The following is a 23299-nucleotide window of genomic DNA, read 5'->3' as shown; positions in this document are numbered from 1 at the left end:
GAAAATTGGACACCGCCACTAATTTAACGAGTTCTTTTTAATGAGGGTAAAGCGTAAAATCCCTGTCCAACCAAATAACATAAAACACAGCCCCATCCCGATAACCAACCATCGGAGCCATCCCGCAAAACCGAAAAGCAATAAAATTTACATCATCCTTAAGATGGCTGGGAATAGGCGATCTAATGGCACTTCGGGCTATCTTCTCGTAGCCCGATCCGTGACGGCTAGAAGCATTAATCTGACTCCAGGTAAGCTGACTTAATTTGTACAGCGTATCTGCAAAAGCTGCCTTTTCATCTTTTGTACATTGAGCAAGAGAGTAATCTTTATTCATGTACCGCAAAGAAAATAGAGGTGACTGCTGCTCTGGCGGTAAATCAACAATTTCTCTAGGTGAAATCCTTTTCCCTTTTTCTTGGCGTTGATTTGCCTTAAGATGCTTCTTCACAATTGAGTTGAGTCTTGAAGTATTTTTTCAGGGATTGATGAGTAATTTTTCCGCTATTTTGAGCAGCAAGTTTCCAGGGATATTCTTCGTGTGTCATGTTGCTTAACTTCCATGCAGCAAACTGCCCAAACACAGAGTAAACTTCATCAAGCAGGCTCTTAGTTTTTTCGTCGTAAATCGAAAAGTCTATATATTCTGGACATGGAATTGCACCAGTACCATACTTTTTATAGTAGTGATGGTACAACTCAGGAACAACGGGTCCGTGAGTCCATGCTTCTATGGCTTCAAGAAATAGCGGTTTATCGTACAAAGCTAAATGAAAGCCTTGAGCATAGTAAACCAATTTCTGAAGCTTGAGATTAGATATCAGATCGCCAGCATCTTCACTTGCCTGAGCCAAAAAGTATTCGGCTGCATCATAACAACTCAGCATAACTTACTTGGTCATCATTAAACGGCTTATTTCCATGATACTAGATTTGATAGCCCTAAGCGACATTCATCTTCACAAAATCAACCACCGACGCTAAGCCATCCTTTGTCTTCAAGTTAGTAAAAACAAAAGGTTTATCGCCGCGCATTTTTTTAGCGTCTCGTTCCATCACGCCTAAATCTGCTCCCACAAAAGAGGCGAGGTCTGTTTTATTAATCACTAACAAATCTGATTTAGTAATTCCTGGCCCGCCTTTGCGCGGAATTTTATCGCCCGCAGCGACATCGATCACGTAAATTGTTAAATCTACTAACTCCGGGCTAAAAGTTGCCGCCAAGTTATCGCCGCCGCTTTCTACAAAGACTAAATCTAAATCAGTGAATTTGTGCTCTAACTCTTCTATAGCTACTAAGTTAATGGAAGCATCTTCGCGGATGGCTGTGTGGGGACAGCCTCCCGTTTCTACGCCCAAAATTCGATCGCTCTCCAAAGCTTGACTCCGAACCAAAAACTGTGCATCTTCCTGAGTATAGATATCATTAGTAACAACCGCAATCTGGTATTGCTGTCGCAGCGCTTTGCACAAAGCATCCAGTAAAGCTGTTTTCCCGGAACCAACTGGCCCAGCAATTCCTACACGAAAAGCACCCATAGCGATTTTAGATTTTCTGATTTTTAACTGCGAAACAACCGAGTGTACTGAGTTTCGTGCGCCATGCTAGCCAGTCCTAATCCCCAACTGCAACTACCAAGCTCATCATCTTTTAATTTTAAAACTTCTTGCGCCGTACAGCTAATTTGAGACTGCAAATCTAACAGTAACTGTTGACCGGCTGTTTGACCGAGGGGAATCAGTTTCACGCCCGCACTCGCCAAATTTGCAGCCCAACTGTACAAATATCCTAACACGGCGGCTTCCTCTTCAATCTGCCAGTTGGCGGCGGCAATGCCAAAGCCGATCGCAAAATTGCACGGATTGCCGCCAAATTCCACCAAATCTTTTACACTTGTTGTTAACCCAGAAGCAACGGGCGATTCCCTGCGGGATAGCTTCGCTTCACGCAAATCCAGCAGCAACCTGACCAAAGTCCGCCCCATTTGCCAACTTTGCAAGCGCAACTCTTCTGTTTCCTTAGTAGCAGTCGCCCAAGCATTCCAGTAATTCAAAGCCGTCAAATCGCGTATCTTTGCCGCCCTCAAAGCCCTTACCGCCACAGCGGCTTCTACCCGAACAGCCCCGAATTGCAGCGAATTTTCTAACCAATTTCTCAAAGTAATCTCGCTGTCGATCGCACCGGTTTCTACCAGACTTTCGATTCCCTCAGAATAACTATAAGCTCCCACAGGTGCAAAAGCTAGTTGTAACAAACATAAAAGTTGATTGTTCACTGTTGATTGTTGACTGTTGACTTCTTCCTTCTTGAATGACCGAAACTAATTTGGTTATAAGCCCTCGGATTCCTTGGTGGGAGTAAATCTAAAATCTAAAATCTACAATCTAAAATCTAATGGCTGTGCCCGTAAGCGCCAATTTCTGGTTGAAACGGCACAATTTCCTCTGTTACTTCCAAACCCATTTTTTCCAGCATTCCCTGCAATACAGAGTCGGGAGAAAGTCTTAAATAATTGTCGGCAATTTCTAAAGCTACGTGACGGTTTCCTAAATGATAAGCCGCCCGCATCAGTAGCAGCGGACTTGATGCGCGGGCTGTCAGCACCAGTTCGGGTTTTGCACTTACCAGTACCAAACAGCTACCGTCTTCCGACTGCAATAAATCTCGATCGCGCAGTACCGTACCTCTGGGCAAACTCAGGTGCAACCTTTCCCCCGTTTCCGTCTCGAATCGGTGGCGGCTGCGAGTGCGATCGTCCGATGTCATTTGTAAAGTAAAGCTGACAATAGCATCGGGATTTGCAGGCAAATGTTTTGTGAATGTTAGCATTTTTATATTCTATTCCTCAGAGCAATTCACTTGACCTCTAGTTTTTGAGGAATTTTTGAGGAATATGTTTTTTATAGCCGAAGGAATAAGGAAGACTGAAGTTCCAATCTTCAGCTTATGTTTGAGAAATTAAAAACGTCTTAATCGTGTTGGCGATCGCAATATCTCATTCCAATTTACAGCAATTTGAAAAATATTCATCTCTCTGGCCGCTCCCGTTCTGGCTTTATTACCAAATTTATGTTATTTTGTCAAGCACTTAATCGCAGACGATCGCTCTTTTTTCAAAAAATTTAGCCTACCGTCTAGGAACTCGAACAATTTAAACCTCCAATATTATATTGTTGGGGGGAGGTAGCGGTTAGGCATCATGCCTGCCCTGAACAAGCTTTTATGGAGAAGTCTAATAGAACGGGAGAGGAAGAAAGACTCAAACCCTCAAGCTTATTGATTGCCAGCTTGTTGCAGTCGCAGGAGCTCGGCTTGAATTCGCTGTTTGACTGCCGGATTCGCTTGCTGGAGTAAAGTGAGCTGGTTGAAGCGACTAACTGTCAAACCATTGGTTTCGATAACTTTTTTAGCTTGTTGGCAGTAATTCACCGCGATGCCGCGAACACTTCCAGACAACCTATTAATTTCCTGAGTTTCGTTGCACACTACTCTGGGAACCGAGCCCCCAGCCATTCCTTTAATTTCGTTAAAAGCTTCCACCCGTCTGGGTTCTATTGCCAACACAGCGCGAGCGTAGCTAGTAATTTCCTCGCTGCTAATCTCTTGAGCTTGGGCTGCAGCTCCGAAAACGAGGTTTGGGGATTGTGCGTACAAACCGGGCGCCCATCCGCTAGCTAAAGCTGCTGCGGAAAAGATGCCAAGCAACAGCGATTGTCGCAGCATCCGGTTTATGCCAAATTTAGAGGTGTTTATTGAGGTGTTCATGGTCGTCGGTGATTGATTGCGTGTAAATAAAAATGACACAGCGCTGGGAGGCTCAATCTTTTTGAATAATGTGGTTGCTAAAAAGTTCCTGCCATTGGTGACTATTTTGAATTCCACCAGGATGGTTGGGGAGTTGCTACGAGGATCGACTTTTTAGCAAATTCAATAATTTCATTCATTATAACATCTGTCGGAAGTTGACAAAATTCAAACTTTAGATAGTAAGTTTAATTACAGAGCGTTCCTAAATTGCCTCTTCCAATAATTCTCAAAGCGCAAATATTAAATAATTCTAAAAGTTATTGACAAATTACTCGCCTTAATTAGTCTCATCAAGGTACGGGCTAGCAAAGAGATCTTCCCACAGGGGTTCCCGTTCCCCGTAGGGGTTCCCGCAGGGTAGGGAAGCACCTGGAAGGCTAGGTCGAATTTAGCAGCAATCGCACTCATCAATTTGGGCGAAGATTTATTTAATCTTAAGCGCTGGTGCATTTGTCGATCGAGAAAATCTTCGGCTGGTTTGGCTGCTGACGGAGCCAGAGGCGAAACAAAAATCATGTTTTACTACCCGAAGATAGAGACTGCAGCAGGGCCCTAGATATTAAAATCTTGTTATCAAAATGCGCGCTATCTGTTTTTGGCAGTCAACGGGCATACCTTCAATTCCACTTCTGGCTTCCTCCAGTTTGGGGCTGTGAAAATTTGTCTGAGACTTACCCAGAAACCTGGTTTTTCTACCAAATAAAATCGTTACAGCCACCAGCAAGAGTAGACAAACACGGAAAGCTGGAATTTTTGGCTCTCAGTTCTATGGCCCTCTAGATCGCAGATAGCGAATTTTGGCAAGCATTATCGCAGCAATTTAACAATTATTAATTACCGATTACCCATGAAAAGTCAAAAAGAAATTTGGCGAGTTATTCTCGCAGTAGCTATCAGTATTGTAGGCGTGCTGCACTTTGCAGTACCCGCACCTTTTATCCGAATCGTGCCACCCCAGCTTCCTTACCCAGAAGCCTTGGTTTATATCAGCGGTTTTTTCGAGATTTTGGGCGGCATTGGGCTGTTAGTTCCTCCTGTCAGCAGGGCAGCGGCATGGGGATTAATTGCCTTGTTTATTGCCGTGTTTCCAGCTAATATCAATCAAGCCGTCAACAACATTCCGATAGAAGGGATTCCCCATAACCAATTACTGTATTGGTTCAGGCTGCCTTTTCAAGCTGTCCTCATTGCTTGGGCTTGGGTTTATACCAAACCAGACGAAGGTAAACCCCGGGCTTCTATAGTTCCAGATAGAACAGAAAATGCCCAATGAAGCAGTTCGACTACTCTTTGGATTTTAAGAACATCGACTTTCGACAGCACCCGGAACTTTATCGCGTAGGGAAAGGAGAACAGGGAGTGCTGTTGGTGGAACCCTACAAAGGAGAAATTCTGCCTTTCTGGAGATTTAAGACTCCTGAAATTGCCAGGGAATCCAGCAGCAAAATTTACTCTTTGTTTTTAGAGTATCTCGATCGCGAAGATTTTGTGGGAGCCGACATGGCCCGCAAGTTCTTACAGATGGGGTATACTCGATCGCGTCGCTACGCCAACCACAAAAGCGGTCGAAAATACCAGGAAAACCCTCAGAAGCTGAAGTCTGCAGCAGAGCAAACCGCAGCTCGAAAAGATATTTTGCCCCTACAAGCAGATCCGGTGAAAGCAGAATCCGCCGCCATTTTTCAAGAAAAATGGATGCTGGCCAAAATCAACGAGAAATATCTCGAGCTTTTAGCCAGACACCGGCAGATGTACGAATCTTATTTAGTCAACGCTGAGGATTGACATACATTTACAAAAACTCAGAACTTACACTTTAGCCCCATCGGCAGCAGTGTAGTTGTGCTTGCCTATCTGGGCCGCACCTCTTGGCGTGGCCCTACTATTTACTCGTCATCTTCTTCTGTTTGCCACTGTCGCCAAATTTCAAAGGCATTAAAGCCCCTGTATTGCAGGTAATTCAAGACTTTGCCCTTGGTTTTCGGATCTGCTTTACCCCAAGTATCGATCTTGTATTTCCGCATGACTTTGGCTTTTAATTCGGCCAGTTTTTCTGCTTCGGAGTCCTGATTTTCGGCAATTTCTTCTTCCCAGACTTGCTCGAACAAATCGTTGGTAATTCCTTTTTGCAGGCACTTGCGCTTGATGGCCGACTTCCCGTATTTACCTGCTGCAGAGGCGATCGAGTTTGCCACCAAGCGAGTGTCGGACTGATAGCCGCGGTCTTGAATTTGCGCGATCGCCTCCAATATTTCCTCATTGCCAAAACCTTTCTCTTGCCCCTTTTTGCGAAGTTCAGAGGCACTGTAGTCTTTGCGGGACAAGAGAAAATAGAAATAGTCAAGACAGCTCATCAGTTCAATCGAAGGGTGGCGCGCAAATACTCGTGTAGCGAATGCCAAATCCAGTCGCCTTGCTATCGGCTGACTGCATCACCATCGCCTCTATTCTTCTGTATCCTCCTCTTCATCATCCACATCCACATCCGGTCTGTCCACATCGATCTGAATCAAGCGAATATGCTTATATCCGAGCTTAATTTCAAACTCGTCTCCCGGCTTTAATCCCATTTCTTGGGTATAATTTGCCCCGATCACGATCGAACCATTCTTGTGAACGCTAGCTCGATAACTCGCTTCTCGTCCGCGTCCGTCTGCTTTCGACTTCTCTAGCTCAATGCCCTTAGCAGCTAACACTGCATCGTAAAACTCAGCCAGATTAATCCGGGTTTCTCCACTTTTGCTGACAGTGAAGTAGCCGCAAAGCTTTGCAAGTTCTCTGCGTGGCAAATCACTGCCTTTGATTTTTTGAAGCAGACCTTTTCCTGTTAAGGGTGCTGTAGCTGTTTCTGCCATTGACCGTACCTCGCTTATTGGACTTTACTTATATCAATTACAACACATTAGATTAACTTTGTTTCACTGTCAATACTAATAATTCTCAATATTTAAGATTCTGGATAAATTTCTGCGGTTTCAAGACGGGGGGTAGAAGTAAGGATGCTCGAAGGGCGATCAATTTGCTGCTTGTGGCCCAAATGCTTGCGTAAGCCTCGGAGCGATCGCGCGGGGAATTATTGTCGCAAATTAAATGCTTTACTTTTTTACAGTAAAGTCTGTTCCCTGCATTCACCAATCCCCGATCGAGTCTGTGGTCAAGGTAAAAACAAGACAGCCATGAATCGAAATACCTAGAGCGCGTCCGCTGCAAATCTGGCGAAAGCATTTACCTGCCGGGGTTAACTTTTACCTCAACAAGGGGAGGCAGCACTTGTTCTCGATGCCGCTGCCAGCTACTTGCAAAACCAGTTTACAAAAAGAATCCAACTGTAGGCAAGCTCCAAACCCTTATGGAATAAGTCATTCCCAATTCTTCAATCTAAAATCTAAAATCTAAAATCTAAAATGGTATAAACCCTACTTTTTGGGCTGGAAATCCCCTCAAAACCCCAAATACCAACGAGCAATCTTCTATTAAGGTGTTGGGCATATAACTTCCACAGAACGCAGTCTGGGGAAGGCAATCCGGTAAAAATTGAAGGAAATTTCACATCTTCGTTGAACGGGTTTAAGCTAAAATCAGACTCAATGGGCGCGGCGGCAGAAACATCGGGCAGCCACTAAGAGGGGAATAGTTTTGAGCGGGCGAAATTGCTTCGCGGCTCTTAACACTTCGCCACGAATCAGTAGATATCTAGGGGGAACTCGGAAAAATCTTCCTCCTCCGGCCACAAGCCAGAGAATTTGAGGTTATTTCCACAGGGGAATTGAAAAAGACCGAGTTAAATGCACAACTGCTTAAATGTTTGATGCACTACAAATTAGCAGCGGTTCCCGACATGGACTTTCGATGGAAATGTCTTGGTTTCCACTGGTGGCCTGTAAACTGCCAGACTCTCAAAATTTATGCACCAACTGGAGGGGCGCGTCAAACTCACAGCCGCTTCCATAATTAATAATTGTGAAATATAGCAAGCGCGCTGACGGTGAGGACGTTCTTAATGGTTGCAACTCTGGCTTTTGTCTTGTGCCGAATGACGAATGCTCCTGCTGCCGAATCAGCCCGCTCAAAAACGCATACAAGCCACCGACTCCTGTCGGGGAGAGATCAAAATTTTATAGTTTTGTTCCAGTTTCCAGATTTATCTGTGGAGTAAATTTAAAATCTCAAGTCCTTCGACTCAGGGCTCAAGCCCAAGTCGAAAATCTACAATCGACTGACGAATTCTATATCAAACAGTCCCGGAGTTCCTCTCACGACGAGAAACCCGGTTTCTTCCTCGATGCTGGGTTGCGCTGCTCCTTATTTTCGGTAAAAACCGGCTTAATGAAGGTAAGTCCGAGATTCGATCGAGCAACATACTTTCGCTCGCTTTTCCACCGGCAGCCGATCGCGAATGGTCAGCAAAAACCTCACCCAGTTTGGAGCTAGGCCAAAAGGGTCTAAATTCGGCATTGCAGTGGGCGACCGCTTTTAGTGGCGTTGTTGCAGGTAATTTTGCGACAGGGGAGTCCGTACCGCCGGCAGTAACTCTTCAGGTTTCGTATCTCGCTGGTGCGAGTACCTCCACCCAAAAAAGCCAGCACTCAAAGCAACGGGCAACAAGCAAAGCATCAGGGCGACAGATTTTTTCAACCCCGGTTTTTTTAACGGTTTTTGAGTTGGTTCAGCCGCGCGAGTTGCTTGGATCGCCGAACACTCAGAATTAGGAATAGAGGACTGCGAAGCCGTCGCTGAGTTCGGTGAATTAGTAGCATCGGCTCGATCGTTCTGGTGAACCCAATCCTTGCGCTCTTTTAATTGGTCAGGAAAATATTCCCAGACTTCGCCGTCAGAACTGTCTGACTCATGCGATCGATTGGCTGGCATTGGCGGGTATTGGGCGATCGCCGAGAGTGAAGGTGGCGCACTCCATTCTGTACCCGCCAGAGCCGGCTGGGTTCCCGACGCGATTATTTGCACCCGAGACCCGGATGTCGCGCTGTGGGCTGGGCCACCGATCAGATAGCCGTCAAAATCCGGGTGCTGGTAGAGAATGGGCAAAGCCCAGTATAGCTGGTGAGAACCGTAGGCAGAAATTAGCCCAGCTCTGGCCCGGCTCAGGCTCAGATCGACTGGATAGCCTTGATTGAGGTTGCGGTAAAACAACCGCGTCAAAGTTAGGGCTACATCGTCGGGGATGCTTTCTGCCATTGCTAGCACCGCCGGAATGCCCCGCTTCACTAGAGCTTCGGTTAAGTTCCGTTCCGGGCTGTCGTCCGCCAGGTCTGAAGGGTCGCCGTAGGCGCCGCGGCAGGAGTTGAACACGGCCATCTGAATACCGTTGTTAACCAGCAATCCAGCTAAGTCGTCGCCACTCAAGGTTTCGGTTAAGCCGGTGCGGCTGCTGACTAGGTAGAGTTCCCCACCTCTGGAACCTAAGTTGCTGTGGCCTGCGTAGTGCAGGACTTGGTAGTGTCCTTGTTCTAGGGCTTGGGTAAGTTGTTCTCGATCGGGCTGTTCGAGAATAGTCAGTTGAATTTCCGGGGAATGGGGGCTGTTTTTGAGAGGATTAGCGGTGCGGTTTTGCAGTTCTTGTTGCAGGTGGAGCACTTCTCGCTTGAGCTGCAAGCTGTCTCGATCGCTCGGAGAGGCGATCGCCATTAAAATTTTTAGTGGCCCGCTACTAGGCACTATCCGGGTTTGTTTGAACAAACTTGTACCTGGTTGGTAGCGAGAAAACACGACATCGGTGCCGGTTGCCAAAGGGCGATCGCCGGCGTGCAGAACTTCCCACGGCAGTCGTGGCAAGCGCCGGCCTTTGAGTCCGAGTCGCAGTTGCAGCACTTCTCGGCGGTGCTGGGCGATGCCTTGAGCGCAAGTCCAGCTATCGCGCAAATTTCCTTGAAACAGCCCGCTGTATAATTGTTGCCCCAGTGCTACTAAATTCGGCGCTGAGTTGTTTCCCGAACGGGAGAGGCCGCGACCAGCAAAATTGGTTCCTTGTACTGCTTTTCCCTGGAGCAAGCCCACCAGCGGGTCGTTCATCAGTTGAGCAGACAGTGCAAGCCATTCGTCGATCGGCCACCGGACTTGTTGTTCGGCTAAGGGTACACCGGGTGCAACCCTTTCTGTCCGCACTAGATATTCGTCGTCCCCAACAGGGGTGACTGAGAGTTGAAATTCTTGGCTCACCGATTTAGCGCCCTCCCGCCTTAATTCTGAATTTGCCTGTGTTTTTGTGGCTAGCAATAGCGACCGGCAAAATAATTTTTACTCTTCCAATCAAAGTTTCTGAATGCGCTTCCCCCGATCGGGCGATCGCTGGGGTCATATATATTTGTTCAAACACTTTGAGGATATAAAAGTTGTACTTTAATAACAGTTTATTAGTTTTGATTGCCCTGTGGCTCGGTGAAAGCCGAATTTTCTCCAATCTTGCTATCTTTAACATTTTGCACCTCTACCGCAGACCCCTTTAGATTCGTCGTGAACTTGAGTTTCTCATTGCTGAGTAAAGTAAAATTGGAGGCACTTTACCAGGCGGATCTCTAGTTCTTATTAAAATTACTTCGGGTCTCGCCAACCGGTTTCAGGGCAATATCGCAGGGAAAGTTGAGTATTTTATTTTTTTTTGCGATCGGTCGATCTGTCTTTACCGCTTATCCTCTACCACCAGCCCCCCAGGTGTAATCTTGATTTTGTGTCAATTAATTAATTGGTCAGCCCTGGATTCTCATCCGTAAGCCCTCCGCCCTCATCCTTAAGACCTCAGTGGCGATCGGTAATCGATTGTGGACCATCGATAATTGCTAATAACTTATTGCTAATTTGCCGCTTTTATGATATAGAAAACTTTTAATTTAACTCTCTTAATCTAGTTAAAGTTAAGCAGCAAAAATAAACTTAACCCGCCAATAACTCTCAACAATACAACGGCAATAAAATTATTCCGGTACTCTCAAGCAACCTCATTTTTGGCATCTAGAGGATTACGCCTCATCAGGCCGGTTCCTCGGAGAATTATTGGATTTGGTAGCGAAGCCTCTACAAAACAAATGGGTTTCGCAGCCTCGCCGTGGGTCGTGCCCCCTCAAAATGCCGATCGAGCTTGCAACTATCACCAAAAAATAATTCTTCGCATATACTACTCTTTAATTAATTTTGCAATATGTCTTGAGATAGATATGTTTTAGCAGAACTCTTAGTAGTGAGCCGAAAAAAAAGTTTTTCTCAGTTCGCGAGGTTTCCTAGAATCGAGAGAAAATTGTGCAACTAAAAATTAGAACAAATATTTGCCCGGGCGAATTATCTAAATTTCTAATTAATCATCGGGAACTAAAATTAGAAGCGTGCAGTCGTTTAGTCAAGAGATTCAAATCCTAAGTCAGGGAAGGATTTGTCAAAGCTGGGAGTGTTACAAAACTTCAATACACCCAGCCAAGCTCGGAAAAAATGCAAGGGAAAAATTTGGGGGATACAGGTTTTGGGTAGCTATTTAGGAGTTGTCAGTTGCGAGTTTAAATTCAGCTAATTCACTGTAGAAATTACGTAGAGAATCTACAAGAAGGGTGCCTTCGGCGCAGCTTACTGTAGAAATTACCGAGAACATCTCAAATGCTCGGCGCTTCGGCGCAGTAATTACAGTGTAGGTTGCGGATCAATTAATTTTGGTAGGCAATTGCAGAATATAAAACTCGCAATAGAGCGAAAAAAATCTTGCGGTTTAAGTGGCATCTATAATAGTAAAGATGAGGAAACCAGCTCCTCTAGCAGGCGAAAGCATGAAGTTTAAAAAAATCTTCTGCTGCCTCCTGTTTCGTGATAAATTGATTCTAAGAAGCTTATCATTTTTTGGGAAATATCAACGATGGCAGACGAACAATTGTTAGAAGAAACACCGGAAAAACTTTCTCCAGCTCAAAATGAAACACAAAATCCTGTCGGGGATTTAGGCGACGATAGCTCTACAATTTCCGATCGGGATTTAGCCGAGTTAATTCAGATAGCGATAACCGAAGACACCGACGGCCTTAAGGACAAATTTCCAGATCGGTCTAACGGCGTACAGGAAGAAGGTGCTACTGATGACAGCCAAATGGCGGAATCTACCGGCGTACTAGAAGAAGGTATGGGCGACATAGATGACTTAGACGATGGCAGCGGCATCGATCGCCGCCGAACCGTCATCGGTACCGATGACGATGACCTAATTGTCGCCACGGGCGCTAACGAGGAGATATACGGCAAAAAAGGCAAGGACAAAATCAAAGGAAACAATGGCAAAAAAAATAAAATCTACAGTGGTAAAGGTGACGACGATTGCGAAGGTGGCGATGACGACGATGAAATAAGAGGCGATCGTGGCAACGACACCGTTAAGGGCGGCAATGGCAACGACAAGGTTAATGGCGGTAAAGATAACGACAGCCTTTTTGGCGGTACCGGCAATGACACCTGCGAAGGCGATGACGGCGATGACTGGGCCCACGGCAACGAAGGAGATGATGACGTTGGCGGCGGGGCCGGCAACGATACCGTCTATGGCGGCAAAGGCAACGACGATTGTGAGGGCGACGAAGGCAACGATGCCGTCAGGGGCGACACAGGCAACGACGATTGTGAGGGCGGCGCTGGCAACGATACCGTTAATGGTGGCAAAGATAACGATACTGTGAGCGGCGGTGCCGACAGCGACAACTGTGCAGGCGACGACGGCGACGACAGCGTTAGCGGCGGCACAGGCGACGATACCGTGCTCGGCGGTGCCGGCAGCGACAACTGTGCAGGCGACGACGGCGACGACAGCGTTAGCGGCGGCATCGGCGACGATACCGTACTCGGCGGCGACGGTAGCGACAACTGTGCAGGCGATGACGGCGACGACAGCGTTAGCGGTGGTGCTGGCGACGACAGCGTTATGGGCGGTGCCGGCGACGATACCCTCGTGACTGGCGACGGCAATGACATAGGAGACGGCGGCGACGGCGACGACAGCGTTAGCGGCGGCGGCAACGGCGACGATACGCTGATGGGCGGCAACGGCAACGATACGCTGATGGGGGGTAGTGGCAACCATACCTGTGTCGGCGGTGCTGGAAATGACGTTTATGTCGTGAGTAACAGTACCTCTGGGGCAAGTGCAGTCATCACTGACTACGAAGATGGCATAGACAAGTTTCTGCTGTTTGGCGACTTGAACTTTAGCAGCTTGACCTTTATACAAGTCGGTGGCAATACCGAAATTCGGGTCAATAACTTCGCGCTGGCGCTATTGTTGAATGTCAACGCAACGCTCATCACTGCTGGCGACTTTTTGGGAGTTAATCCTCAAACTCCAACTCCAACTCAAACTCCAACTCCAACTGCGAACCCGATTTTTAACCCTCCGCGAGTGGAAGCTAATCAGCCCTTGACTGCTGGTTCCAGCGGTGGCGAGCGAACTATTACTTCTGAGTTGTTGCGGTTTGTCGATGACGAGCAAGGTCCTAGCAACACAGTCTTCAAGCTAACCGAGCTGCCCGATGCTACAACCGGCCAACTATTCTTTAAGGGAGTCGCCGTAACACAAGTCGGTTTTACCTTCACTCAAGCAGACATTAACGCAGGCTCGTTAAGTTTCAAAGCCGCAGTAGGTTTTATCGGTGCGCTTAGTTTTGGTTTTGAAGTTAGCAACGGCAAAAGATCTCTCACCGGCCAGCGTTTTAGCTTGAACGTCGAGCGAAATGTCTTTAAGTTTGCTGGCACTACAGAAGGTCAAGTTATTGTCGGTTCTGGGACGCTCGATAACGACATCGAAGGCAGCGAGGGTGACGATGACATTACAGCCGGCAAAGGCAAAGACAAAATCATCGGTGGCAAAGGCAAGGACAAAATTAAAGCAGGCGATGGCGATAACGATATCGACAGCGGCGATGACGATGACGATATCGAAGTCGGTAAAGGCAAAAACAAAATCAAAGCAGGCAAAGGCAAGGACAAAGTTAAAGCCGGCGATGATGATGACGATATCGACGGCGGCGATGACGATGACGATATCGACGGTGGTAAAGGCAAAAACACACTAAAAGGAGGCTTGGGCAAGGACAAAGTTAAAGGCGGCGATGATGATGACGATATCGACGGCGGCGATGACGATGACTCGATCGACGGTGGCCTCGGCATAGACAAAATCATCGGCGGTAGTGGCAATGACACATTAACCGGAAATGATGGCGATGACTCGATCGAAGGCGGTCTAGGAACCAATAATCTGAGTGGGGGTAATGGGAAAGATACCTTTATTTACCTCACTTCCCGCCAAGAGATTCAAACAGTTGTAGAAGCTGACTTTATTACTGACTTTAATGTCGATGACGATGTTTTACAGCTTTCTACGGCAGCTTTTGGTAATCTCAGCGTTTCTAGCTTGACCCGACTGGATATTACTGCTACTACTGCTGTTGGGTCGATCGGCAGCGCTAATTTGCTCGACTTCACCCTGGATATCAATGTTAACAGCATCGCGTCTTTGCAAGCGCGGTTTGTAGCTTTGGGTGGCAACCTAGACGTGCCTACTTTCTGTCAGTTTATAGATGCCGAGACTGGCCGTGCTGTACTGGTATTTGCTGTTGGGGGGCGCTTTGAAATTGTGACCAGTTTCTCAGTCAACATTCGCCTGCAAATCAGTAACTTTGTCTTCATCGGCGAGCCACTAAATGTTCCTGTAGGTACTGCCGGCCCTGACAATTTCGATTTCGGCACTTATCCGGCTGCTGTTAAGTTCGATGGTTTAGCAGGCGATGACAAGATTGTCGGCAGCAATTTTAACGATACCATCCTCGGCGGCGACGGCAACGATACCATCACCGGCGGCCTTGGTTTGGATGTCATAAGCGGTGGCAGTGGTGCGGATCTGTTTGTTTACAGGACAACTAAAGAAGGCGGCGATAAAATTTCCGACTTTACTGTTGGGGTAGACAAATTCGAGTTTAGCGCGAGCGCTTTCGGTAACTTGACTACGACTAACTTTGACGGCGTTAGCGGGGTTTCTCCTGATATTACTGGCAAAGAGTTAGTGATTTTTACAGGCGGCAGTTATGCCTCTTTGGAAGCTGCACAAGCTAAAGCTGTAGGCAATTCTACAACTGCTGGTTTCTTCGCCTTTACCAATGCGTCGAACGAAACAGTGTTGTATTTTGACTCGAACGGTACCGTAGCCGGTGGTTCTACCTTGATTGCGAATCTGGGTACTGCTGCTAGCACTCTGGGAACGGCGGACTTTGTATTTACAGGTACCATCGCCTCTGATAATGCGACTACTACCAACTCAGGCAGCATTGTTGATTTAACTGCTGCTGGGAACACTTACCCAAGTGACTTTAACAATTTCGGTTCTGGTGCTGGCGGTTACAACTTCACCACTCCTGTCTTGTTTACCGGAAATGCTGAGGCTAACAGCGTCACGGGTACTGAATTTGCTGACATCTTTAGCGGTGGCAGCGGTGCAGATATTCTGACTGGCGGTGCTGGTGCGGATCTGTTTGTTTACAAAGCAGCAGGCGAAGGCGGTGATACGATTACTGACTTTACCTCTGGAACTGACAAATTCGAGTTTAGCGCGAGCGCTTTCGGTAATTTGACTACGACTAACTTTGACGCTGTAAGTGGTTCAAATCCTGACATTACTGGCAAAGAGTTAGTGATTTTCACAGGCGGCAGTTATGCCTCTTTGGAAGCTGCACAAGCTAAGGCCGTGGGCAATTCTACAACTGCTGGTTTCTTCGCTTTTACGAATGCGTCGAACGAGACTGTGTTGTATTTTGACTCGAACGGTACCGCAGCCGGTGGTTCTACCTTGATTGCGAATCTGGGTACTGCTGCTAGCAATCTGGGAACGGCGGACTTTGTATTTACAGGTACCATCGCCTCTGATAATGCGACTACTACCAACTCAGGTAGCGTTGCCGATTTAACTGCTGCTGGGAACACTTTCCCCATCGCCTTTAACAATTTCGGTTCTGGTGCTGGCGGTTACAACTTCACCACTCCTGTCTTGTTTACAGGAGATGCGGGTGATAACAGCGTCACTGGTACTGAATTTGCTGACATCTTCAGCGGTGGCAGCGGTGCCGACATTTTCGACGGCGGTTTGGGTAACGACAGCATTTCCGGCGACGATGGCAATGACAGCCTCTTCGGCGGTGGCGGTAGCGATACTCTCAACGGCGGTATCGGGAATGACACTTTAATCGGTGGTGTGGGAACCAATGTTCTCAACGGCGGTGCTGGTTTGGATGTGTTTGTGTTCACCGGAACTACTGCTGACGGCGGGGATTTAATTACCAATTACAGCATTGCTGATGATGTAATTAACCTCGACACCACTGGTTTTGCCGCATTTACCACCGGATCTGGGCCTTTGGGTTCGAGTTTCTACGCTTACAGCAGCACAGTTTCTGATGTAACTGTGTTTGAAGGAACTTTAACCGGGCCGTCCATCATGGCTATCTACGACGGTTTGTCTACTAAGCTGTATTACGATAGCAACGGTTCTACGGTTGGTGGCAACAGTTTGTTTGCTACTGTCGATGTCAATTTGGGACCGACTGGTAATTCTGAATTGTTCTTGTTCTAAAGGGCAAGAATCCTAATCGGGATATCGGCGGTACGGTTAGGGACACGGCAAGCCGTGTTCCTACAATAAACAGGTAAGGACACAGTAATACTGTGTCCTTTTTTGGTAATTGTTAAACAATTTAGTCGCTCTTTTTTGCGTAGGGAAATGGCATAGCCAAGTCCTCCTTTACGTTGTTGTCCCGGGTTAGAGTCGATCGCGCTCGCGAGAGCAATTTCACGATCCAATCCGGTTTATTTTACCCGTTATATCGATTCCGGTTGTATCGGAATCGATATAACCGCAGAGGACACAGAGGATACAGAGACAGGGAAGAGACAGATGAATAATTCCGATGCCAACGGATTGGATATTACCCAAAATCAGGACACTGCGCCGTGCTGTTTCCCAAGAATTAATCAGGCGGTGGTTAAATTTGTATTCATTAATCCCTCTCCTGTGCAAGTACAAACCTCCGTTTACTTTTTAATAGTAAATTGTCATAACTTTGATTTTAGTCAACAGCTTTTTTAACAATTAAGCGCAACCGCTAATGATAATTACAGCACTTCCGGATGTTATGAGGTACAGTAGCAGCAATTAGTAAACCAGTTTTTAAGATGTTTCGGATTAATTAAGTCAAGAGCCACAGCAATTATGGTGTCAACCTTTTTAGTGGTGGTTGGTGAAAACTGGATCAATAAAGATTTGAGTGGCGACCACCATAATTCAATTGGATTAAAATAGGCGTGAGTATGGAGACAAACACAAGATAGAAGCACCCACCGCTTCAATCTACGGGCTTAATTGAATCTACTTTATGCGCTGGTAAGTTATCCATCACTACTACTGCTCCCGACCACAATTGTGGCACTAAACATTTCAAGGGTAAACACCTCAAATGCTTGGCTATCCATCGAGTTGTCTATGGTCATTAATGCCACTACTCGCTGGAAACTAATTGCACCAATTACTGTGACTTTCTTGCCTCGATAAAAAGGTTTGACTGCATAGGCTCTCGTTCCTCGTTGGGAACGTGCATGAGTTCTAGTTAAACAAGCGTAATACTCCAGTCTCATCTAAAAATACTAGATTTTTGGGGTCGATATGCTTGACTTTTTCCCAATACTCTAACCTTAATTTCATGACTCTTTCAGTGCCGGCTTGGCTACTTCTCACTGTTCTTTTTTACGATTTAATCCCAACTTTTGTAAGGCGTTACACATAGCTGTTCTACCCACCCAATTTCCCGTCTTCTGGGCAAATAACTCACACAATTCTAGTAAGGTTGCATCGGGATGTGCTGCCACTATTCCTCTCAAAGAAGCTGTGGAATTATTCAAATGACTGTATCTCGGTTTCCCCCTGGGTTTCGGCTGTAAATTTCCCTCTATTTTTTGTTGCTTGACCAGTTTCTGAACTAAGCTTTTACTGACGGAAAATATCGCTGCTGTTTTTCTGATCGACAGCTTCTGATCTTGATGGGCTGCTACTATTTTTGTCCGCAAATCTACTGAATATGCTTTCATTGGTGTATTTTTTTTATCTATTCTTATTGTACCTCATAACACCCGGAAGTGCTGTATTAATAAGCTTATGATAAAAATTTATAATTTAATGGTAGGAGTGAAGCGGGCTATGCCCATCCTACAAATAAAGTTCTCGATCGCCCCAATATAAAATCTATGAGTGCCGACTTCTGTGCCCAAAATCCCTTGTCAGTCAGTTTCGCTGATGTGGAGGCGGCGGCAAATCGCTTGCAGGGCAAAGCTTTTAAGACACCGATACTGACTTCGGAAACTTTCAACAAACGCACAAATTCTCAGGTATTTTTCAAGTGCGAGAACTTTCAGCGCACGGGTTCGTTTAAATTTCGGGGTGCTTGCAATGCTTTGATGCAGCTATCTGAAGCCGAAAAACAGCGCGGAGTGTTGACTTTTTCTTCGGGAAATCACGCGCAGGCGATCGCCCTTGCGGCACGGTTGCTAGGAATTCCTGCTACTGTTGTCATGCCGGCTGATGCGCCCAAAGTCAAGCAAGAAGCGACTCGCGGCTACGGCGCAGAGATTATTTTGTACGATCGCACTCAAGTTTCCCGCGAAGAGTTAACCGCTAAAATTGGCGCCGAACGGCACTTGACAATCATTCCTCCTTACGATCATGCGTGGGTGATTGCGGGACAAGGTACGGCGGCGCTGGAATTAATCGCAGAAGTTGGGGAGTTGGATTTGCTGTTAGTTTGTTGCGGTGGCGGCGGTTTGCTGTCGGGATGCGCGCTCGCCGCAAAAACTTTGTCTCCGCAGTGTAAGGTAATAGGAGTAGAACCGGAGCAAGCAGACGATGCGGCGCGATCGTTCCGCACGAAAACGCTACAAACTGTTACTAACCCCGATACGATTGCTGACGGTGCGCGCACGCCATCTTTGGGGAAATTAACTTTTCCTTTGGTGCTGCATTATGTTGATGATATGGCAACAGTTTCAGAAGAGGCTATTCGCAGCACAATGTTTTTTATGTGGGAACGCATGAAGATTGTTGTTGAACCGACAGGAGTGTTGGGGGCAGCAGCTTTGCTTTCAGGTGTTGTGAAAGCTGAAAATGCGAGAGTTGGGGTAATTGTCAGTGGGGGAAATGTCGATTTTAGTCATTAGTTATTGGATATCGGAATGATTTAACCGCAGATAACGCAGAGAACACGGAGGGAGACAAGAGAGAGTTGAATAATTCCTATGAAGAGATGAGATTTTATCGGGAGGCTTGTCTCTAGATTTATTTGCAGCAAAATTGCGGCTGGTAGTCGAAGGAACTGCACCTCAAGTTGAGCGAGATGCCAATAAATTATTTGCCAATACTTTCGCAACTGATGGCATTAAAACCCTAATCCGGGAAGTTTTCAGCCGCTCGATTTTGAGATACGGCGAACCAGAATTTATCGAGATTGAGGGGCGGTGGGTGTTATTGTCTGTTGAAACATCTCGTCACCAAAATATCACGATTTTGCGGACAATTTGGAGCGCGGATGGCAACTCGCTGACTCTGTTTTTTAAGGATACAACTTTTGACGATGATATGTTCGTATCGGGATATATGGCTGTGTGCGATCGCCCAAAAGGAGAAGAGTTTTTCTTAGCAGTATTGTACCACTAATGGTTTATCATTGAAAAAGCAGAGGTATTTGAATATTAATCTATAAATTTTTGGGATAATACCAATGCAGATTTAACTGGTTCCAAGGCTCTGCCTGGGAACCGATGTCTAGAGGCTCTGCTTCGGGAGCGGCTTTATCAGGCAGAGTCTGGTAACAAGTAAATTATTGAAGAGGTGAATTTATTATGACTATTGATGTGCGAAATGCAGTAGGTGCTGCTCAACGATATTTTGGTTCTCTGCAAGATGTGATAGGTTATCCTACCGAAGATTGGAGGCTGGAAGAAGCAGAACTCTCAGAGGATAAAAAACACTGGTTTATTACATTGGGGTTTATCCGACCCGTGGATAAAACAAGCAATCCCCTTGCTAATTTAATGGCAACTCCCAATTATGAACGAGAGTATAAAGTATTTAAAATAGATGCCACAACAGGGGAAGTGCAGTCTATGAAAATTCGCGAAGTATGAAAGATTTTGTTCGGTCTTTATTTCAGAAATACAAACAAAAAGGAATTTTAATTGATACAAATATCCTTTTGCTATGGTTTGTTGGTACGGTTAACCGGGAGCGAATTTCAAAATTTAATCGTACCGAAAAATTTGTGCCAGAAGATTACGATACTTTGCTGCAAATTTTGTCTGATTTTAACAAAATAGTTACAACTCCCAACATCCTGACAGAAGTTAACAGTTTAGCGAATCAGCTTGGGGAACCCGAACGTTCTCAATGTTTGTCTGTATTTGCTGAAGGAGTGGCCCGATTAAATGAATCCTATCTGGAAAGTACGGAGGTTGTTAGGACAGACAATTTTACTAAATTTGGCTTAACGGATTGTGGAATAGCCACTCTTGCAAAAAATAAGTATCTCGTACTGACTGATGACTTCAAATTAACTAATTACCTTGAAAACATTGGAATTGATACGATTAATTTCAATCATATTCGGCCCTATGGATGGAAGTTAAAAAAGTGACTGTATCAAAAAACGCCCCAAACTATTCATCGAGAAAATCATGCCCGTAAATCTGCTAAACGAAAATGCTTCAGTGTAATTGATGAGTTTTGGGAATCCGTTGTTTGAAGAAATGCTCAAGGCATCGCTCTGGTGCCAAACTGTCCTTAATCGAACACTGTGGGGCGGACTGTTTAGCTTGTTTCACGAGTTTACGTTATTTTGAGCTGTGCTAGAGTTTGCTGCTCAACTGTGGCACTTTTAGGACTAAACTACTTTTTATGACGATCGTCCTTTTTATTTAATTTGCACAATGTCTTCAGAAACAAACTCAGCGGCTCAATCTACAACTGGTGCAGATGCGATCGATGTTGCGATCGCCTCTGGAATCGATTTTGACGGTACTCCGATTCCGCAAGCAAAATTAGACCTCTACAAGCAAGTGATGGGATTAGAAGCCGGCAGACAGCGCAGTGGCGTGTCAAATACAATGCGATCGCGCATTGTCCGAATCGGTGTCAAACATCTGCCTCAAAACGAGCTCGATAAAATGCTCGTTGCTGCTGACTTCGCACCACTGAAAGATAAAGAAGTTGCGTTTTATTACGGCGGAAAGTAAAAATTATCTACCCTTCTAGATAGATGAACAGTCATCTCTGGATCGGTCAAAATTGGCACAAATCCTAGCAGAGGGTAAGTTTATGAGCACTAACGGTAGTACAGTCATCAGCAACCTCGAGTACGATTTGTTAACAGTTTTGCAAAACAAGTCTGAAGCTTTGAAAGCCTACGACGCTTACATGAAAGATGCTCAAGAAATGGGTTCTCAGCCTTGTGCTGAGCTGTTTCAAAAATTGCAGCAAGCTGACATGGAGCACGCGCAGGAAATTCGGCAGCACCTTCAACAGGTAATGCAGCACGGCAAGATGTAAAGCTGGTGCAACTCGCTCTGCAAGTTATGAGTTAGGAGTTATGAGTTAAGTAACAGCTATGAGTTAAAGAGTTTGGGATTCACAACTCATCTTCAATTCCTTAAACTCTTTCTCTACCGAGCGAGCAAAACATCAATCTGACCGCTCAACCAATGTCGCTTACAACTCTTAATTCATAACTAGCAACTGGTGACACCACTTCTTGAAACTTCAGCTACGGGTAGGGACTTAGGCTTTGCTTAAGTCCTTACCTATTTAGTGGTATAGGTTATAAAATCTCCGGTTTCAAAGCTCGTTCCATCAGCGATAAAACGGCTTGTTCGGCAGTAATTTCACCATTTAATAAGCGATAAACTTGACGAGAAACAGGCACTTCAATGCCGCGTTGATTAGCTAAATCAATCAACACATTAGTAGTATTGACTCCCTCAGCAGTGCTCTGTAATTCCTGCAAAATTTGCTCTAAAGATTTGCCTTCAGCTAATCCGAAACCAACCCGATAATTACGCGATAAAGGACTGTTGCAAGTAGCGAGCAAATCTCCTAAACCAGACAAACCGTAAAAAGTTTCTGCGCGAGCTCCCAAACGAACTCCCACCCGAATCATTTCCGGCAAAGCGCGAGTCAGCAAAGCAGATTTAGCATTAGTTCCTAATTGTAAACCGTCGCAAACACCAGCGGCGATCGCAAATACATTTTTCAAAGTTCCACCTAACTCAGTCCCCAGCGGGTCTTCATTCACATAAACCCGAAAAATATCAGAACTGTAAATATTTTGCACTTGCTTGGCCGCAGCTAAATCCGAACTCGCCGCTACCGTTGCAGCCGGCAACCCCTGCTGAATTTCCTCGGAAAGATTGGGGCCCGAAAGTACCACTATTGAATTGTTAGGAAAGGCATTTTGCCAAATTTGAGACGGAGTGCGCGTACTCGCGGGGTCTAAACCTTTGGTGACAGTAACTATAATTGTACTGGGACTTAACTCTAAAGCCAAAAGTCGATCGACTGTTGCTCCAACTCCTTTCATCGAAACTGCCGAAACAACAACATCCGCACCTGTTATAACTGATTCTAGATTAAAACAACTGCTGCGCGACCACAAATTAACTTGAGCGCCTTTTTTGCCTCCCAGATTTGCCAGTGCCGAACCCCAAGCACCTCCGCCTAATATTGTCAAGATTGGCATAGAATTTAGTTTAATGAATTTAGATGTTACACCATTCTCAAGAACGGGCTTCTAGCCCGTTCCACAAGAAGATTGAATTTTTTTTGTGGAACAGGCATCTTGCCTGTTCCTGACATTAGTGCAAGAAGATTGAATTTTTTTGTGGAACAGGCATCTTGCCTGTTCCTGACATTAGTGCAAGATGTGAAATCAACAAAGAAACAAAAACTCCCCTCCTACAAACGCGGCCGCAATCCATAATGACGGTAACGCCAATAATCACGCAAAATGCGATCGTGATCGAAACATAATTGATGGGGAATCTGCCAAGATTCAAAAATCTGTAAATTTTTAGCATCGTCGGCGGCTTGAGGTTCGCCCGTTGCAGAAGCCAAAAATACAATACTGATAGTGTGTTCGCGGGCGTCGCGATTTGGGTCAGAATAAACGTAAAATTGCTCAATTAATTCTACATTCAAGCTTGTTTCTTCTAAAGCTTCGCGTTTAGCGGCCGTTTCTACCGCTTCCCCGTAATCGACAAAACCGCCGGGAATTGCCCAGCCGTAGGGAATATTGCGACGTTCGATGAGTATGATCGGCCGATGGGGGCGATCGGCTAATTCGATGATAATATCAACTGTAGGAGCGGGATTTTTGTATGTCATTTGCAAAGGAAGAAGGAAGGCACGACAAGAATTTTGACACGGATAAACGGCTT

Annotated in this window: 24 protein-coding genes; 9 read left to right on the top strand and 15 right to left on the bottom strand. The window is 45.8% G+C overall.

Annotated features, from left to right (window positions below):
* Positions 1-37: 37 nt before the first annotated feature.
* The 7 genes from QUA23_RS01580 to QUA23_RS01550 all read right to left on the bottom strand — a co-directional run bounded on the left by QUA23_RS01580 (position 38) and on the right by QUA23_RS01550 (position 4324).
* On the bottom strand, positions 38-451 hold the full coding sequence (locus QUA23_RS01580; protein ID WP_333075623.1) for a hypothetical protein: 414 nt from the start codon (positions 449-451) through the stop codon (positions 38-40).
* Positions 435-887, bottom strand: coding sequence for a type II toxin-antitoxin system antitoxin SocA domain-containing protein (locus QUA23_RS01575; RefSeq protein ID WP_333075622.1), 453 nt, complete (start codon positions 885-887; stop codon positions 435-437). Before QUA23_RS01575 ends, QUA23_RS01580 begins: the two co-directional genes overlap by 17 nt.
* A gap of 55 nt (positions 888-942) precedes the next feature.
* Entirely contained in the window at positions 943-1539 is a 597-nt protein-coding gene (gene ureG / locus QUA23_RS01570; RefSeq protein ID WP_333075621.1) for an urease accessory protein UreG, read from the bottom strand.
* 23 nt (positions 1540-1562) lie between these two features.
* A complete protein-coding gene (locus QUA23_RS01565) occupies positions 1563-2276 on the bottom strand; it encodes an urease accessory protein UreF (RefSeq protein ID WP_333075620.1) in 714 nt (237 codons plus the stop codon).
* A 116-nt stretch (positions 2277-2392) separates the two neighbouring features.
* Positions 2393-2830 (bottom strand): urease accessory protein UreE, encoded by a 438-nt coding sequence (gene ureE / locus QUA23_RS01560; RefSeq protein ID WP_333075619.1) that lies wholly within the window; start codon positions 2828-2830, stop codon positions 2393-2395.
* 444 nt (positions 2831-3274) lie between these two features.
* Positions 3275-3766 carry a DUF4168 domain-containing protein gene (locus tag QUA23_RS01555; protein WP_333075618.1) on the bottom strand — a complete coding sequence of 164 codons (492 nt, stop codon included), beginning with the start codon at positions 3764-3766 and terminating at the stop codon, positions 3275-3277.
* A gap of 282 nt (positions 3767-4048) precedes the next feature.
* Positions 4049-4324 (bottom strand): hypothetical protein, encoded by a 276-nt coding sequence (locus tag QUA23_RS01550; protein WP_333075616.1) that lies wholly within the window; start codon positions 4322-4324, stop codon positions 4049-4051.
* A gap of 331 nt (positions 4325-4655) precedes the next feature.
* Here QUA23_RS01550 and QUA23_RS01545 point away from each other — a divergent pair, with 331 nt between their 5' ends.
* Both QUA23_RS01545 and QUA23_RS01540 read left to right on the top strand, forming a co-directional pair.
* On the top strand, positions 4656-5081 hold the full coding sequence (locus QUA23_RS01545) for a DoxX family protein (protein WP_333075615.1): 426 nt from the start codon (positions 4656-4658) through the stop codon (positions 5079-5081).
* Complete coding sequence (locus tag QUA23_RS01540; protein WP_333075614.1) at positions 5078-5593, top strand: DUF4385 domain-containing protein; 516 nt, start codon at positions 5078-5080, stop codon at positions 5591-5593. Before QUA23_RS01545 ends, QUA23_RS01540 begins: the two co-directional genes overlap by 4 nt.
* A 101-nt stretch (positions 5594-5694) precedes the next feature.
* Here the strand turns inward: QUA23_RS01540 and QUA23_RS01535 are convergent, their stop codons facing one another.
* From QUA23_RS01535 to QUA23_RS01520, 4 genes are all read right to left on the bottom strand, one after another.
* Positions 5695-6162 (bottom strand): regulatory protein RecX, encoded by a 468-nt coding sequence (locus QUA23_RS01535; protein ID WP_006634375.1) that lies wholly within the window; start codon positions 6160-6162, stop codon positions 5695-5697.
* Between the two features lie 90 nt (positions 6163-6252).
* Positions 6253-6663, bottom strand: a complete 411-nt coding sequence (locus QUA23_RS01530; protein ID WP_172184952.1) for an AbrB family transcriptional regulator — start codon at positions 6661-6663, stop codon at positions 6253-6255.
* Between the two features lie 1618 nt (positions 6664-8281).
* On the bottom strand, positions 8282-9982 hold the full coding sequence (locus tag QUA23_RS01525) for a CHAT domain-containing protein (RefSeq protein ID WP_333075612.1): 1701 nt from the start codon (positions 9980-9982) through the stop codon (positions 8282-8284).
* 4 nt (positions 9983-9986) lie between these two features.
* Positions 9987-10241: a hypothetical protein gene (locus QUA23_RS01520; protein WP_333075610.1), complete on the bottom strand. Its 255-nt coding sequence runs from the start codon at positions 10239-10241 to the stop codon at positions 9987-9989.
* 1416 nt (positions 10242-11657) lie between these two features.
* Here QUA23_RS01520 and QUA23_RS01515 point away from each other — a divergent pair.
* On the top strand, positions 11658-16403 hold the full coding sequence (locus QUA23_RS01515) for a cadherin-like domain-containing protein (RefSeq protein WP_333110281.1): 4746 nt from the start codon (positions 11658-11660) through the stop codon (positions 16401-16403).
* Positions 16404-17215: 812 nt separating this feature from the next.
* Here the strand turns inward: QUA23_RS01515 and QUA23_RS01510 are convergent.
* On the bottom strand, positions 17216-17461 hold the full coding sequence (locus QUA23_RS01510) for a hypothetical protein (RefSeq protein ID WP_333076529.1): 246 nt from the start codon (positions 17459-17461) through the stop codon (positions 17216-17218).
* A gap of 96 nt (positions 17462-17557) precedes the next feature.
* The gene (locus QUA23_RS01505) at positions 17558-17911 is read right to left on the bottom strand and encodes an IS630 transposase-related protein (RefSeq protein ID WP_333076528.1); all 354 of its coding nucleotides are present in this window, start codon (positions 17909-17911) and stop codon (positions 17558-17560) included.
* A gap of 156 nt (positions 17912-18067) precedes the next feature.
* Between QUA23_RS01505 and QUA23_RS01500 the strand changes: the two genes are divergently transcribed.
* From QUA23_RS01500 to QUA23_RS01475, 6 genes are all read left to right on the top strand, one after another.
* Complete coding sequence (locus QUA23_RS01500; protein WP_333076527.1) at positions 18068-19033, top strand: threo-3-hydroxy-L-aspartate ammonia-lyase; 966 nt, start codon at positions 18068-18070, stop codon at positions 19031-19033.
* Positions 19034-19139: 106 nt separating this feature from the next.
* Positions 19140-19529, top strand: coding sequence for a hypothetical protein (locus QUA23_RS01495; protein ID WP_333076526.1), 390 nt, complete (start codon positions 19140-19142; stop codon positions 19527-19529).
* A gap of 185 nt (positions 19530-19714) precedes the next feature.
* Positions 19715-19999 carry a hypothetical protein gene (locus QUA23_RS01490; RefSeq protein ID WP_333076525.1) on the top strand — a complete coding sequence of 95 codons (285 nt, stop codon included), beginning with the start codon at positions 19715-19717 and terminating at the stop codon, positions 19997-19999.
* Positions 19996-20505: a PIN domain-containing protein gene (locus QUA23_RS01485; RefSeq protein WP_333076524.1), complete on the top strand. Its 510-nt coding sequence runs from the start codon at positions 19996-19998 to the stop codon at positions 20503-20505. Before QUA23_RS01490 ends, QUA23_RS01485 begins: the two co-directional genes overlap by 4 nt.
* A gap of 292 nt (positions 20506-20797) precedes the next feature.
* Entirely contained in the window at positions 20798-21103 is a 306-nt protein-coding gene (locus QUA23_RS01480; RefSeq protein WP_006635311.1) for a small RNA NsiR4-regulated ssr1528 family protein, read from the top strand.
* Between the two features lie 82 nt (positions 21104-21185).
* Positions 21186-21416: a hypothetical protein gene (locus QUA23_RS01475; RefSeq protein ID WP_333059297.1), complete on the top strand. Its 231-nt coding sequence runs from the start codon at positions 21186-21188 to the stop codon at positions 21414-21416.
* 268 nt (positions 21417-21684) lie between these two features.
* Here the strand turns inward: QUA23_RS01475 and QUA23_RS01470 are convergent, their stop codons facing one another.
* Together QUA23_RS01470 and QUA23_RS01465 are read right to left on the bottom strand one after the other, a co-directional pair.
* Positions 21685-22602, bottom strand: a complete 918-nt coding sequence (locus QUA23_RS01470) for an NAD(P)H-dependent glycerol-3-phosphate dehydrogenase (protein ID WP_333076523.1) — start codon at positions 22600-22602, stop codon at positions 21685-21687.
* A 215-nt stretch (positions 22603-22817) separates the two neighbouring features.
* Positions 22818-23246 (bottom strand): NUDIX hydrolase, encoded by a 429-nt coding sequence (locus tag QUA23_RS01465; protein WP_333076522.1) that lies wholly within the window; start codon positions 23244-23246, stop codon positions 22818-22820.
* Positions 23247-23299: the final 53 nt, after the last annotated feature.

The sequence above is a fragment of the Microcoleus sp. Pol1C5 genome, from assembly GCF_036701115.1.
GTDB lineage: Bacteria > Cyanobacteriota > Cyanobacteriia > Cyanobacteriales > Microcoleaceae > Microcoleus.
The sequence above is the reverse complement of the archived record's forward strand: the minus strand, read 5'-3'. Positions and strand labels throughout refer to the sequence as shown.